We start from the raw sequence: 14,872 nt of genomic DNA, 5'->3' as shown, positions 1-14,872 counted from the left end.
CTGCTCCTCCTAGTCCGCTCGTGGCCCCGTGGGGCCGCCGTCCAGGGCCGTCACAGGTCCGTGGGATCGATCGGTCGCGGTTCGCTCGGCGTGGCGCTGCCACGGCGGGCGCGGATCACCAGGGAACGGCCGCGCATTCCGCTGCCCTGGCTCGTGTGGTGCAGTCGCCTGAGGGCGAGCTGGTCGGGTTTTCCGGGGTAGGACGCCAGCAGCGCGGCCGGATCGTCGGCGCGCATCATGCCGTGGTGGCGCATCAGCACGGCGCCGAGCAGCAGCTTTTCGGCGAGGACGCCGCTGAGCCCGGCCTGGACGGGACGCACCGCAACGGTGAACGGCACCGTGACCGAAGGCGGCGGTGGGACGGTCGCGCTCGCGTCGTGCACCGCGGCGATCAGTTTCTCCACGGCGTCGGCGAACTCGGGGAACCGGGCCCAGCGCCGCAGGGCGGCGATGTCGTCGCCGCTCATCGCGCCGGTCCAGGTGATGCCGGTGTACTGCGTGCCCGGTTCGTTGCGCGTGAACGCCACCTTGTTCTGGAGTTCGCCGGGGATCTGCTCCGGCCCGGCGGGGATCTCCACGCGGGTAACGGTGTCCGGGCCCGCGCCCGTGGCCTGGGTGATGATCTGCGCGATGGCCCCGGTGAAGGCGCTGTCGCCGGGGAGCCGCCGCAGATCTCCGGCGGACGCGTCCGAGGGGCCCTGCCAGACCAGGGTCAGGGTCGGCGCGGGCAGGAAGTCGATCAGGGCCTGGAGCCGGTCGGGCAGGTTCGCCGCAGGGGCGCTCACCGGCTCGGTGGCGTACCAGCCTTCGAAGAGCGCCCGGATCTTCGCCGCGTCCGGTTCGTGCATCAGCCGGACCAGGGCGTCGCGGTCCGCCTTGGTCATCACCCCGGCGAACAGCAGACGCCCGTGTTCATCGATGGCCACCCGGTTGCGCGTGTCGAGCGGCAGGCCGGTCGTGTCGTAGCCGCTGCCCAGCTGCTCCTCGCTCACCTGGACCAGATCGACCGCCAGCGGGAAGTCCCCGAGGACGCCCGCCGGAGGCGCCAGCGTGGTCCGCGCCACCAGGAAGCGCTTGCCGAGCTGGCGGTGGGTGAACTTCTTGGCGACCGGGTCGTAGAAGCATTCGGCCTGCACCTCGATGTTGCCGCTGAACAGCTCGACGATCTGGTAGACGACCTCGGGGTCGGGCAGGGCGCCGAGCTTGCGCGCCGTCGCGGTGCCGGTCGTGGGATCGGGGGTTTCGGCGGGCCAGCGCTGCTGGGCCTCGTCGGGCAGGCTGTCCCAGAACCGGCGCAGCGGGATGGTGACGGTCCGCACGCGGGTGTCGGCCTGGAACCCGGCGTCCCCGCGAACCAGGGGCGGGAACGGCGGCAGGCGGTGCAACACGATGTCGGTCCCGCTCACGGTGGCGTCCGGCAAGGGCGAGCGGTAGGTCAGGTCGCGCTGGGTGACGCTGTTGATCGGCGACACGGTGCCGTCGGTCTGGGCGACCACCAGCAGGCGGTGCTCGTAGTAGAACGGCAGGGCCCGCCACTGCAGGGCGAGGACGCCCTGGGAGAAGTCGCCGACGCGCTCGGGCAGGTCGAGGCCGCGCAGCTCGTCCTGATCGGCCGTCCCGTCCAGGACGAGATGGTCCGGAACGCCCGGCAGGGCGTCCGGGATGTCCGGGTAGTCGTCCTCGACCAGGCGGACGGGCACCTCGCGCTGATGCTCCTGGGCGAAGCCGCGAACCCAGGCGTACCAGTCCGCGTACCCGAAGCGGCGCAGCAGCGTGAAGGCGAGCCCCCGGAACGCCAGCTGGCGGACGAGGGTCTGGTTGCGTTCGGCCAGGGTCTGCTCGTGGTGCTGGGCGACGATCACCTCCCAGATCGCGCCGGGCGCGGGCGGACGGGCCGGGGTGGCCGCCTCGTCCAGCCGCCGCGAGCCGAGGACGATCGGGGCGTCCACGGCCTGCGTCCGGTCGATCACCACGTCGAGCCCGCCCGCAGCCGGGTCCACCTTCACGACCGGGGTGTCGACCTCGGTGGCAGCGCGGCCGGGGAACAGCGTGGGGGAGCGGCGCAGGCTCTGCCAGAGCAGGTCGTAACGGCCGTAGGGCTGGAAGTAGTAGCGCAGCGTGTGCGCCCAGCGGTCCTCGATCAGCTGCGTGTAGGTCAGGCGCCCGTCGGCGTCCGGCGTCGCCAGCGCGGGCGATCCCGCGCGCGGGTAGGCCGTGGCCGTCCACGGACCGGCGCCCGTCTTCCCCAGCCCGTCCGCGCCCACCTCCACCGCGCCGCCGGCGTCGAAGAAACGCGCCGTCCAGGCGAGGACGTCGGGCAGCGCCTTGGCGATCCCGGCCTCGTCGACGGGGAGGTCGACCCTGCCGGTGTCGGGCACCTTGGGGTCGTTGCTGTTCAGCGTCTCCAGGTAGTACTTCAGCCGCATCCACTGGACGTGCTCGGGCACGCTGTCGTCCGCCGTGGAGAACAGCTTGGCCAGCGCGTCCGTCGCGACGGTGAAGTGGTGGGTGCGCTCGTCGGCCGGGCCGAAGTCCTCGGTCCGCACCGTCCCGGCCAGGCCCTCCACGGCCTGCAGGTCGGCCGGAGCGAGGGACGGGCGCAACAGCGCGAGCTGGTCGGCGCTGAGCATGGTGTGGGCGCTGAGCAGCTTGCGGCCCGCGTCGTAGTCCAGCAGCGGCGCGATCGCCGGGTCGAACGGCGTGGGATCGGCGGTCAGCCTGGCCTGCGGGCGGACCTCGATCGTCGCGGGGAGCGACGCGCCGCGCAGGAGCAGCGCCGCCTCACCGTTCAGCGGCAGCCGGACCGTCCGGGTGATCGGAGCGGGCTGCGGCTCGAGCTCCACCTGACCGGCCCCACCGCCCGGCCGGTCGACCAGGCTGCAGGGCGCGGCGAGAGTGAAACGCACCTCGACATCGGCGTTCGACCGTCCGGTGATGGTGACGGCGCGGTAGCGCAGCCGCTGCCGCACGGTCGGCCGCAAGCTGATCTGCACCAGAGCCAGCAGATCGTCGCCCCCGGCCGGACGCTCGCCCAGCTGAATGCTGCGCCCCGGCTGGAACAACAACTCGACATGCAGGTGACGGCGAACGGCAGCGAAGGCAGCCGCGTCCGGATCGAGGGGAAGCTCGCTGCTCTCCAGCCGTGCGAAGAGCCCCTGAAGCAGCTCCAGCAGCTTCGGCCCGCGCACCGCGCCCGTGTCGGGGTCGTGGAGGCTGAAGGTCACCGCCAGACCGAGACGCTGGAGCGCACCCCAGCCGTACCGGTCCGCGCCCGGCGGGCAACTGGCCAGGAAATCGGCCAGGCCATTGGGCAACGTCGGCGGGCTGAGCTGGAGCGCGGCGGCGTACCCGCCCGTCAACTGGCCCTGCGAGTCGGTGCCGCTGCCGGGCCGCAGCGCGCGCAGCCGCTCCACCAGGCGCCCGAGCAGCGGATGCACCGGCGCCTCGCGCTTACCACCGGGCTGGGTGACGCCCTGCCACTCCGGCCACTCCAGATAGGAGTCCTGCCAGGAATACCAGGGACCGCGCCCGTCCTGGACGCCCTGCGCGGACGGATCGGGCGCACGGCGACGCTGGACGGCGCCCGGATACCACGCCTCCCACTGGCTGGTGTTCAAGGTGTCCCCGGGCACGAGCGGCAGGTCGTCCGCCGGGAGCATCTGCACCTCTTGCAGCAGCCGCAGCTCCTCGGCGAGCCGGGCGCCGCTGGCGAAGGTGTCGGTGGTGGCCGCGTCGATGTTCAGCTCGAACAGCCGGTAACCGGCGTTCAGCTCCAGCGGGTAGGCGGCGGCACCACTCGGCCCCTGGTTCCAACGGAACCGGATCGCCCGGATGCCCAGCGGATGCGCGCGGAACCCGACGACCTTGCCGATGTCGCCGGTGAACACGAACGGAGGCGGGCCACCGGTCCCCGTGCCGGAGAGCGGCATCGGCGCGTGCGCCAGGCCCGGCTCGGCCCGCTCGTCCTCGGGCAGGACCACGTCGAAGCCGGTCGGGCGCGGCAGCCACTCCAACTCGGCCGGGCGGCGTTCCTCACGCGGGTTGAGCGAGTGCTCGATGCTGTCGGTCGGCGCGGGGGAGGTGGGCGGCGTGGTCACCGCCTCGGCGGCGAGCATCAGCTGCACCGGCGCCAGCGCCGACGGCACGTCGCGGTCGGAGACCGTCTGGAAGAACACGCGCCACGCCTCGGGACGCCAGGCGCCGTCCGGCAGCACGCCAGCCTTGCGCAGCGTGTCGACCGGGATCACCGCCGCGCGAGCGCCGGGCGGCCCGAAAACGTGCTCGAGGTCGATCTCGACGTCGGTGGGCAGCGGCCGGGCGTTCGACGTCGGCAGACCCTCGGTGCGTCCACGCTGGGTCGTACTGTCCAGCCCGTAGGAGCCGATCGGCACGGTGCTCTCACGACGGAAGATCAGCCGGTAGTGGCGGATCGGCACCGGAGGACCGTCCTGGCGGGTCGGCTCGCTCCATTCGACGTACACCTGACGTGGTGGCATCACCTGCGGCGTCGCCGCCCCACCCGCCGGATCGAGGTCCGACGGCGCGATGCTGTAACTCACCGTCAGATCGCCGTCCACCGGCACCGCGGGAGGCGTGTTCGGGTAACGCGTCGCGATCAGCGTCAGCGGACGCCCGGCATTACCGGCGAAGTCGACCGGGGTGATCGTGTAGACGTAGCTACGGCCCTCACGCGGCAGGGCGGCACGGTCGCCCGCCGTGTCCGGGAAGTGGTCGACCACCTGGAACCGCGGCTGCAGCAGCGACAGCGTGTCGATCGGCGTGGCGGGGCCCGCCCCGGCGATATCAGTCTTGTGGCGGTGCAACACCTTCACCGGCTTCACCGTGGTGGTGTGCTCGGCCTCGTCACCGTCGAGGGCGCGCCTGCGCACGTGGTAGTGCGCCAGGTGATGGTCGGGGTCGTTCTGGGCCCGGCTCACTCCGGGCAACGCCTCACGCCGCCAGCTCAGCTCCCAGGCCAACGCGATCGTGCTCGCGTCGCTGTACTGGCGCACCTGCTGGAACTCGGGCGGGAACAGGCTGAACTGGGCCTGGGCGACGTTGAACGTCCGCACGTCCTGCTTGCTGGTGCCGGGGTCGGTCGCGTCGGGCCGCTCACGCTGGCTGATCGACGGCTGGCCGTCCAGGCCCGTCGCGACCTGGTCGAGCCAGGCCGGACGGCGACCGTCGGCGGTCTTCACCGCGAACACCAGCCCCATCTGGAAGGCCAGCGACCCGGCGACCAGCTTGTCCCGCTTGGCCTGGTCGCCCTCGGCATGGAAGGCGCGCAGGTCCGAGACGATGTCGTGGATGATCACACCGCGCAGCTGGTGAGCCTGCTGGTTGCCCTGGACGACGCTGACCGAACCGGGATCGTCACCGTCGTGGGCGGCGCCGTCGCCCGCGTAGATGCTCGTCTCCGGTTTGAACGCCTCATCGAGCAGCTGCTCGTACAACTCCTGCGGGTCGCGCTTGAGGAAGGGCGACCCACCGAACTGTTTGTACGCTCCCCGCACCGCCGCCTCGAACGAGCTGTCGGACGGGTTCTGCACGCGCGGGTCGCTCACCGGCGGACGGTAGTTGGGCAGTGCGCCGGGATCGCCGACCGGATGGGCGACCGCGCCGTCCCCCGCGCCGGTGTAGGTCTGCTTGAAGGCGTTGCCGAGGTGCTGCGCGAGGCTGATCCCGTCCTGCAGCGGCGTCGGGGTGCCCGGGTCCCCGGTCGTCGGGTTCACCACGCGGCGCTCGGCGGAGCCGTCGGCGTAGAGCCGCGCCGCCCAGTTCACCCCCCACGTGATCGGGTTGCCGCCGGTGACCGCGCCGGTCACATCCACGAACTGCGGGGTCGGCAGAGGCTCGAAGTGCCGCAACGTGTAGCTCTCACCCGCCGCAGGCTGCGGCACACGCAGGGAGAAGTCCTTCCCGACCACGGTGCCGTCGGCCGGAGGCGGGGGCAGGAATCCCAGCTCGGGCTCGGCCACCGGGAAACCGTCCTCGTCGAGGATGAGGTGGCCCTGCGCGTCCCGGTGCAGCCGCTCGCCCTGCGGCAGCAGCACGAAGTAGATCTGGTGGTCGGCGTCCCAACTCGGCGCGTCACGCAGCACGAAGACGACGTAGCCGGGCACGCGGAACACATCGGCCTCGACCGGGGCCGCCGTCTCCTCGCGGAGCACGGCTGCGAGAGCACGCGGCGGCAGGGCGGGGCGCCGCGCCGCCTGCATCCGTATGAACTCCGGCGCGGCGTCCATCGCACCCGCCGTGCCCGGCACCGGATCGACCTCGGTGGCCTCCAGCCCGAGCGACAGGAACTGCTTGGTCCGGTCGAGAGCCGCCTGGACGTTGTCCTCCTCGAACGCCACCTTGACCGTCGCCTGCAGACTGTGACCACAGCACGAGACACCGACGGTGCCGACCCCGCGCACGCCGGGCACGCTCAGGCCCTTGACACCGATCTCCAGGCCCGCGCTGTAGGCGATCTCCAGGCTGAAGCTGAACGAGAGCCGGATCGTGGTGAAGACCAGCGGGATCTTGATCCAGAACTCGATCGCGAAGCCGACCTGCACCTCCAGCCCGATCGCCCCGTACACCGCCGAGTTGCCCGTCGGATCACGGAAGTCGATGACGCCGATGTACCGCGCCCCGAACGCCACCCGCGCGGTGGCGCTGATCCGCATGCCCACCAGCCCGAGATCCACACCGGCGCTCAGCTCGATCTTGCCCCGGGCCAGGAAGCTCGTCCCGAGCACCATCTCCGTGGTCGAGACACGGAAGATGAACCCGCCCTCGACCTCCAGGCCCAACGGACCGAGCTCGATGTGCCAGCGCAGCATGTTGGGCCAGCCCAGCTCGTAATGGAACAGGCCCGGCTCGATCAGCAACGTCGCCGAGAAACGGCTGTTGGCGATCGCGTCGCGGACGAAGTCGGGCAGCGGCGGGTGGTTGCCCGGCTTGCCGCCCTCAGGCTTGGCCACATGCGCCAGGAACCGCTTCTGACGCGGCGACAGCAGCACGAACCCGCTCAGGATCGGGTTCTCGCGCGCACCTTCCTTGTTGTCGACGTAGTCGGCGTAGTTGGTGTTGAACCAGCCCCGCACCGCCATGAAGAACGTCAGGTCACTGCGGAACGCGATGATCGCGTCCACAAGGAACACACAAGCGAGGTCGGCCTCCGCAAACGCCTCGTATCGCAGCGGCGAGGCCGACGCCGAGGTCTGCGAGATCATCGCCCGCAGGACGATCGTCCAGCGCGGATCCTGCCCGGCGTCCTCCAGATCCACCGCCCAACGGTCCCGCTTCGACAGATCCCCCTGCGTGCGCGACAGCCCCTCCAGGGTCTTCAGCAGCTTCTTCACATCGTTCTCGGCATCGGCCGCCTTGATGGAGGCGATCGTGAAGCGGTAGCCGAACCCCATCCCGATCTCACGCAGATAAATCTGGATGACCGGGATCATGAAACTGACCTGGCGGATCTCCAGATACAGGAACCAGGCCCGCAACCAGGGCGAACCCGCGCCACGACGCACCCGCAGGAATCCGAAGCTGGCCGCGATGGTCGGCAGCCCCTGGATCTGGACGACGCCCTCGCCGATCAACCCGGTCTGGTCGGGCTCGTCCACGAAGTCGACCACGCCGTTGAGCCGGAACGCGGCGCCGATCGCCAGGTTCACCGGCAGGCGCGTGAAGTGGACGCGCGGCACGAACTCGCCCGGCGCGGGCAGGCCGATGAACAGCTCGTGGTAGTCGGGCCGCGAGTCCGGCGTGTCACCGGGTCCCTGGGCGAACTTCAGCTGGCCCGTCACCTGCATGGCCCCGTCGCCGCCGAAGAACTCGCACTGCGGCACGAAACCGATCGCCCGCAGCTCCATCTCGAAGCAGCCGAGGAAGTGGAAGGACTTCGGCTTGGGCAGCTCGATCAGGAACTTCACGTGCTTGCCGATCACCCGGGCATCACCGGTCAACGGACACTGGACGAGGTCGATGCGGGTCTTGCCGAGCAGGCCCAGCGGCCCATCGGCGTCATCGCCAGGAGCCAGGACGAACTGCGCGGAACCGGTGACGGTGAAGTACAGGTGGAAAGCACCGTCGTCGACGAACCGCAGACCCAGGGCGTCCACCGAGAACTGGAACCGCGTCCCCTTACAGTCGAGCAACTTCGCACCACGCAGGTTCGCGGCACCCTGCACCAGAGTCAGATTGCCGCCGTCACGCTGCGCGAACTGCAACGCGATGTCAGCCGTGGCGTCACCCACCAGGTCGGGCGGCAGCGGACCCGACCCGGCCAAGGTGAAGTCGGCGATGCGGTTCTCACGGATCACAAAACCGCTGTCGGTGAACCGGAACCGCGTGCGCAGCCCGTTCAACCGAGCAGGCCGGTCGGTGACCGTCGCGGCGAGGTTGACACCCTTGGGCGTGAGCGCGAAATCCCGCACACTGAAAGTGATCGGCTCCTCGCTCGCCCGCGTGAAGTCCAGCTCCAGCACCGCCCCCTCAGGCTGCTGCACCTGATAGTGGTAGTCCTTCGTGGCGATGGTGAAGTAGTGGAAGGTCTTGTCGCCCAGGTCCTTGCCCTTGAACCGCCAGCGCATCCCGAACAGATCCGGGAACTCGCGTTCGGCCTCTTTGGAACGCAGCTGGATCCCCTGGTCATGGTCGACCTTCAGGGCGAACGTGCTGAGATTGAACGTCAGGCGGCACAACAGGTCGAAACTGATACTGAGGACCCGGACCCGAACCCCGATATCGAAACTCACCTCGCCCTGCGGCAACGTGATCGGCAGCCCCGTGAGCGGCGTGTTCGTGTACAGCTGCAGGAACTGGGAGTCGCCGCCCTGACCCTGCTTCAGGAACGGCAGGGTGAACGCCCCGCCACCCGCGTCGATGTTGACGCTCAGCTGGGCACTCCACCCCGCCCCGAGGTCGGCCGGGTCGAAGACCACGGGCTTGCAGAGGCTGACGGGATCGTTGAGGTCCAGCGGGGGGATCGGCGTGGTGAGCTGGCGGAAGAAGCCGGGCAGCTTCGGCGCGCCGAGCGTGACGTCGAGCAGCATCAGGCTGCGCGGCCCGCCCGTCGGCTTGAGCGTGACGGCGAAGAGCGGCTTGTCCGGCGGCTGGGGCGGCTCGTCGTTGTGCAGCTCACGATCACCATCGCGCCCCCACGCGAAGGTACTGCCCGCCGTCACCGGATCGTCCCCCGTCAAAGTGACGACGAACGCGGCCCGGCCGAGCCCCGCCCCCTGACGCATCAACAGCAGCGAGAAGCGGCTGGACGCCGGGACGTTCACGCTGAGGCCGGGGAGCGCGAACGCGGCGCCGGGGGCGGCCGCCTGCCAGTCGAGGCGCGCCTCTTCGAGGCCGTCGGCGCCGATGATCAGGCGCAGAGTGACGTCCTGCTCGCCCGCCGGGCTGCGGTCGCCGAGGTTGGGGACGAACTGGCCGAGCAGCTTGCCGAGAGCGCCTTCCTTCCACTGCAGCACCAGGCACGCCTTGCCGCCCGCCTGGTGGAAGCCGACCATGGCGCTGTCGATCACCACTCCGGTGCCGGCGATCTGCACCGGGTAGGGGAGCGCGGCGGTGAACGGCGTGTCGGACTGGATGCCGTCCTTGCTGGCCGTCCCGCTGACCTTCGGCACCGCGAACTCGACGAACGGGCGCCCGGGGTCGGGCTCGTAGCGGGCGTCACCGCCGCCGGTCACCTTGCGCATGGGGCGCAGCAGCGTCGGGCCGAAACGCAGCGCCACGGGCGCGTCGGTCACACGCAGCACGGTCTGCGGGACGAAGTCGATCTCGAGGCCGAGGCCCTCGGAGTCGGCGGAACCGCCGGCGTCGCGCTTCAGCACCACGCTCACCGCGTCGAACCCGGGCAGCGCCAGGACGAGGTCCTGCTCCAGGAGAAGGCGGGTCAGCAGGTTGACCTTGTCGGGCTCGACCGTCGACTGCGGCGGCTCGATCCAGATGTGGGAGAGGACGGCGGGGTCGGACGGCTTGGGCAGGAAGGGCGGCCACTTGTCGCCGAGGTAGTCCTTGAGGGTGATGAACATCGTCATGACGTGCACGCTCCCCACGCGTCGCGCGAGTCGACGTCCGCGAACATGTCGTACCTCTCCTGCTCCTTCTCGGTGAGCGTCTTCTCCACGGTGGGCAGGGCCACGGGTTTGATGCTGGAGGGCAGGGTGACCCCGCTGCCGGAGGTTCCCCAGGAGGAGTTCCAGACGTTGAGCGCCTTGTCGATATTGACGATCTTCGGCTGGTCGGCGAAGGGGAGCTCGAACGAGTCGCTCCAGAGCTCCACCCGGTACACCTGCACCAGCGAGTCTTCCTCGTCGAGGACGGCCACCGAGTGCTCGATGTCGGTGTAGAGGCTGCGCCGGAAGGCGTTGGCCGACCCGATGATCGCCCAGTGGTCGTCCACGATGGTGGACTTCGTGTGGACGATCACGTTGCGGGAGAACATCGCCACCTGGGCGCGCTGCGCGGTGGTCAGCCCCTTCAGCAGGCCCTGGGTCAACGCGACCAGGCCGTACGGCGGAAAGACCGGATCGTTCGGGTCGGCGACCCCGACGACCAGGATCACCTTGAGGTCAGGCTTGGCCTGGACGGCGTCCCGCAGCCTGCGCATCAGTTCGATCGACCAGAACCCTTGGTCCTCGATGTAGATGTAGCGGTCGGCGGCCTTGATCGCCTTGAACCAGGCGGTGCGGACCTCGAACACGCCGGCCGGCGCGAACGAGATCTTGTCGTTCTCGGGCAGCCGGTTGCTGCTCTTGTAGTTGAACTGGGGCAGGGTGCGCAGAGACTGGACGTGGTGCCTGCCCGCCGGCGTGGTCGGCAGAGTGCGCGCGGCCAGGGCGGGGGAGGCGGGCGTGTGGCTGTCGAGATTGGTGAAGCCGAAGCGGAAGGGCCGCACCTTCCGGCCCCTGACCTCGTTCCACATGTCGCGGAAGAAGTCGTGCATCGCCTGCACCGCCGGGCCCTCGACCTTCGCCTGCACGTCGTGCCACTGCCGGGCGGGGTGCGGCTGGGAGCCGTGGCGGTCGCCCACGAAGTCGAGCCCGCCCGTATAGCCGATGCCGCCACTGCCGCTGCCGAGGATCACCAGCTTGGTATGGGCGGAGCCCGCGGAGTGGGTCAGGATGTTCACCCAGGCCTTCTCAGCGAGCTTGGGTTCGGTGCGCAGGTCCAGGATGGCGGCCAGGGTGGCGAGGTTGACGTTGCGGATATTGGCCAGCCCGTGTTCCACCGCCTTGCTCTGGACGAAGTTGTCGGCCATGACGGCGAACGAGGCCCAGCCCAGGATCCGGACGTCGACTCCGGCCCTCGCCTTGTCCTTGAGCAGTTTGTTCAGCCCGGCCAGGGCCGGGGCCGGGGGCGGGGCCGCGGGACCGTCGAGCGAGAAGGGTTGCTCCAGCTCGACCGTCGGCAGGTAGGTGCCGGACGAGCCGGGCGCGGGGAGGATCTTGCCGCCCATCAGGTGGAGGTCCCAGCCGGCGATGTAGATGAACTGGTTGGCGTTCTCGGTCGGCGATCCCACGCCCAGGGTCGCGAGCTGCGCCTTGAGGTCGTTGAAGTAGGTGGTTCCGTCGATCAGCGGAGTGACCTTGCAGCCCCCGAAGGTGGCAGGCAGCGGCTCCGAAGGAGGAACGGTGTCCTCCGGCTGAACGAAGTACTTCTTCATCAGAGCATCGATATCAGCCACCAGACGGCTCCCCGAAGCTAAATATGCGACTCCCCGACACAAATCAGCATTCCGGCTGCCGAAGACGGTGACCGGGCATCGGTCATGAACGCCAGTCAAGCTCAGGAATGATGAAGGTGAGGCCAGCGATGAGCCAACTTTCACACAAGTGCCCTACCCCCACAACGCCCCGTCCGAATCCGGCCGCCGACCAGCCCAACCACCCCGCCACCGACCCCTGCCCCTCCAGTCACCCACCCCTGCCCGCCCACAGCGCGACCATCCCACCAAACCACCACAATTCGCCCCCTAATAATCAAGACAAAACATTACATAAAGGACTTCGAGTCATGCATCGAAGATGGGCGAGCGTGAGTGGATGGCAGGGCATTGATCCGTCTCCTGAGGAGGGGCCCGGTCCTGCTACACGGTGAACCTGATTGTTGACTCTGTGTTTCGTGTGGTGGAGTATGGAGCGCAGAGCGCACTACTTCACCTCTGAACATTATCGGCGTCCAGTCTCACGAGGAAGGAAGGCCCAGATGAGCGGATTCAGCCTGATTGGGGAACTTCTTCATGAGCGAGTTCGGTACTCCGAACGATGACCACACGCTTCAGAGCGCTTGCGACCCCCGCGAGCGGTTCCTAGGCCTGTCGAGCAGAACGGCAAGCTCCTCGAGCAGGAGCTTCCGAACGAACAGCTCGCCAGCACCAGCGAGGACGACTCGGCGCGCAACGCGAGATGCCGTTCGTTCGCCAACGTGACCGGCGTCCGCCGAACTCCCTCCACGGGAAGATCTCCCGGCTGACCTGCTCAGCCTCGTAGTGGCGGCACATGCCGAGCTCCCCGCCAACGTCGGCGTTTCGCTATCACTCCCACTTTCCGCGGAGCGTTCCGCATGCCTCGACGCGCTCCTGGTGAGCGCCGCAGTGAGGGCTGTGCGAGTTGAACGCGAGCGTGTGGGCCGTAGCCGCTCACACGAGCTCTGGCTCCGGCGGGACAAGAAATGAAGTCTCAGAACTCTCGCTCTCTGGCCGAGCGCGCCGGGGAGCGCGGACCCGATTGCGCGATCTCGTGTGGAGGGCAGCATTGCCAGAACAACGAACCTCCGAGCAGACACCGAAGAGAAGACGTGGCGCCGACCAGAACCGCCGCAGGCCACAGTCGCCACCCCGAGACAAGAAGATCACCATCAAGCTGTCCCAGCAGGAGTACGCAGACGTCCGGGAGGCCGCGCACCGCCCGCACTGGGCCGTCAGAGCATTCGTCGCGCACACGGTGATGTCAGAGGCAAAGGGAATCCGCCAGCCAGGTCACGCCGAACTCCGCGTGCTCCTGGAGGAGCTGATGCACGTCGGCGGGCAAGTCCGGCAGCTGAGCGTGAACCTCAACCAGGCCATCACGGAGCTGGGTTCGGGGGAACTGACGCAGCAGCTCGCCGCACACGCCCATGCCTGCGCTCAGGTGGTCGACAAGGTCGATCGGGTGGCCGACGAGATCTGCAGGCACCTGCCGTGACCAGGCGACCTGGACAGCAGGCGTGATCGGCCGGGTGGTACAGGGCAACCGGGTGGACAGGCTATTGCGCTACCTGTTCGGCCCCGGCAACAACGGCGAGCACCAAGACGCCCACGTTGTCACCGGATTCCGCGATCCCGCAGAGCTCGAACCTCCGTGGCGGCAGGACGGAACGCGAGACGTTCGCCGACTCGGTGCACTGCTCACACACCCTGTGAAGCTGCTGGGGGACCGGAACTACGACAAACCCGTCTGGCACCTGTCCCTGCGTGCCGCGCCCGAGGACCCGGTCCTGACCGATGCGCAATGGGCGCGGATCGCTGACCAGATGATGGACCGTCTCGGACTCGCGCCGGAGGGCGACCCCAACGGCGTCCGCTGGATCGCCGTCCGGCACGCCGACGACCACATCCACGTGGCCGCCACGCTGGCCCGCACCGACGGCATTCGTCCGAACATCTGGCAGAACGGATACCTGATCCGGGACGCCTGTCGCGCGGCGGAAGACGAACTCGGACTACGGCGGACCGCCCCGGCGGACTGGACCGCCGTCCGCCGCCCCACCCGCGGCGAAATGCAGAAGACTCGGCATCTCGGCTTGGCAGGAGGATCCCGCTCCACTCTCCGCCGCCACGTCCAGGACGCAGCCGCCACCGCACGGACGGAGGCCGAGTTCTTCGAGCGGCTGCGCGAGGCCGGGGTACTGGTCCGCCACCGCTACAGCCAAGACCACCCAGACCAGGCGACCCGGCTACGCGGTCGCGCTGCCGAGCTATCGGAAGGCCACAGGACCAGTGGTCTGGTACGGCGGCGGCAAACTCGCCGCCGACCTGACCTTGCCCAAACTCCGATCGCGCTGGTCCACGGTCGTTCCACCGGTATCCGGACGAGGCCTGGACGGACGAACCGTCCGCGCTTGCCTCCGGACCACCGTTCGTCAAGCCGCGGACAGGGCCCGGACCACCGCAGACTTCCTCGCCCACCTGGACGCCGCAGGGGTCATCGTCCAGACCAGGCACCGCGTCCAAGACCCCGGTGTGATCACCGGGTATACCGTCACCCTCCCAGACCACCATGACGCCCAAGGCCGCCCCGCCTGGTACTCCGGAGGCGAACTCGCAGAGGGCCTGTCCTGGACGAACCTGCGCCGGGCCTGGGACCGACCCCCATCCCCGACACCAGCCATCGAACTCTCGGCCGAAGAACGCCGTGCGATCTACCGCGACGTCGCCCGCGCAGCCGAGTTCGCCACCGCCGAGATCCGCCGCCACACCGTCACCAATCCCCACGCGGCACGCGACGCCTGCTGGGCGACCGCCGACCTCCTCCGCTCCGCGGCCGAGGCGACCGGCAACCACCACCTGGGCCAGGCGGCGGACGCCTACGACCTCGCCGCCCGCGCACCCTACGGCCGCATCCCACACCCCACGCCCAGCGGGAACCGACTCCGGAGCGCGGCCCGCATCCTGGCCGTGGTCCGAACCAGCGGTAGCCCTGGTCTTCAGATCCTCGCAGCACTCGCAGCCGTGCTGCTGACCCTCATCGACACCATCGGCGACCTGCACCATCTCCACCGTCACCAAGCACAAAGTGACGCTGCAAAGGCCGCATGTACGCACCTCTCCAAGCCCGCGCACGACCGCACACCCTGGTTCGTTCACGACGAACCGCGACAGCCAAGCCCC

The 14,872-nt window shown here is 69.4% G+C and carries 4 protein-coding genes; 2 read left to right on the top strand and 2 right to left on the bottom strand.

What is annotated here, in order from left to right; translation table 11 throughout:
• Positions 1 to 50: 50 nt before the first annotated feature.
• Both P696_RS0138260 and P696_RS0138255 read right to left on the bottom strand, forming a co-directional pair.
• Complete coding sequence (locus tag P696_RS0138260; RefSeq protein WP_157430183.1) at positions 51 to 10,040, bottom strand: hypothetical protein; 9,990 nt, start codon at positions 10,038 to 10,040, stop codon at positions 51 to 53.
• The gene (locus tag P696_RS0138255) at positions 10,037 to 11,689 is read right to left on the bottom strand and encodes a phospholipase D family protein (RefSeq protein WP_157430182.1); all 1,653 of its coding nucleotides are present in this window, start codon (positions 11,687 to 11,689) and stop codon (positions 10,037 to 10,039) included. Before P696_RS0138255 ends, P696_RS0138260 begins: the two co-directional genes overlap by 4 nt.
• A 1,042-nt stretch (positions 11,690 to 12,731) precedes the next feature.
• Between P696_RS0138255 and P696_RS56640 the strand changes: the two genes are divergently transcribed.
• Together P696_RS56640 and P696_RS59490 are read left to right on the top strand one after the other, a co-directional pair.
• The gene (locus P696_RS56640) at positions 12,732 to 13,187 is read left to right on the top strand and encodes a hypothetical protein (protein ID WP_157430181.1); all 456 of its coding nucleotides are present in this window, start codon (positions 12,732 to 12,734) and stop codon (positions 13,185 to 13,187) included.
• A gap of 292 nt (positions 13,188 to 13,479) precedes the next feature.
• Positions 13,480 to 14,265, top strand: coding sequence for a relaxase family protein (locus P696_RS59490; RefSeq protein WP_425394183.1), 786 nt, complete (start codon positions 13,480 to 13,482; stop codon positions 14,263 to 14,265).
• Positions 14,266 to 14,872 lie beyond the last annotated feature (607 nt).

Source organism: Actinomadura oligospora ATCC 43269, assembly GCF_000518265.1.
GTDB lineage: Bacteria > Actinomycetota > Actinomycetes > Streptosporangiales > Streptosporangiaceae > Spirillospora > Spirillospora oligospora.
The sequence above is the reverse complement of the archived record's forward strand: the minus strand, read 5'-3'. Positions and strand labels throughout refer to the sequence as shown.

Bases quoted from the DNA above. Each gene is read 5' to 3' on its own strand.
- P696_RS0138260 (WP_157430183.1), bottom strand. From the start codon at position 10,040: ATGACGATGTTCATCACCCTCAAGGACTACCTCGGCGACAAGTGGCCG.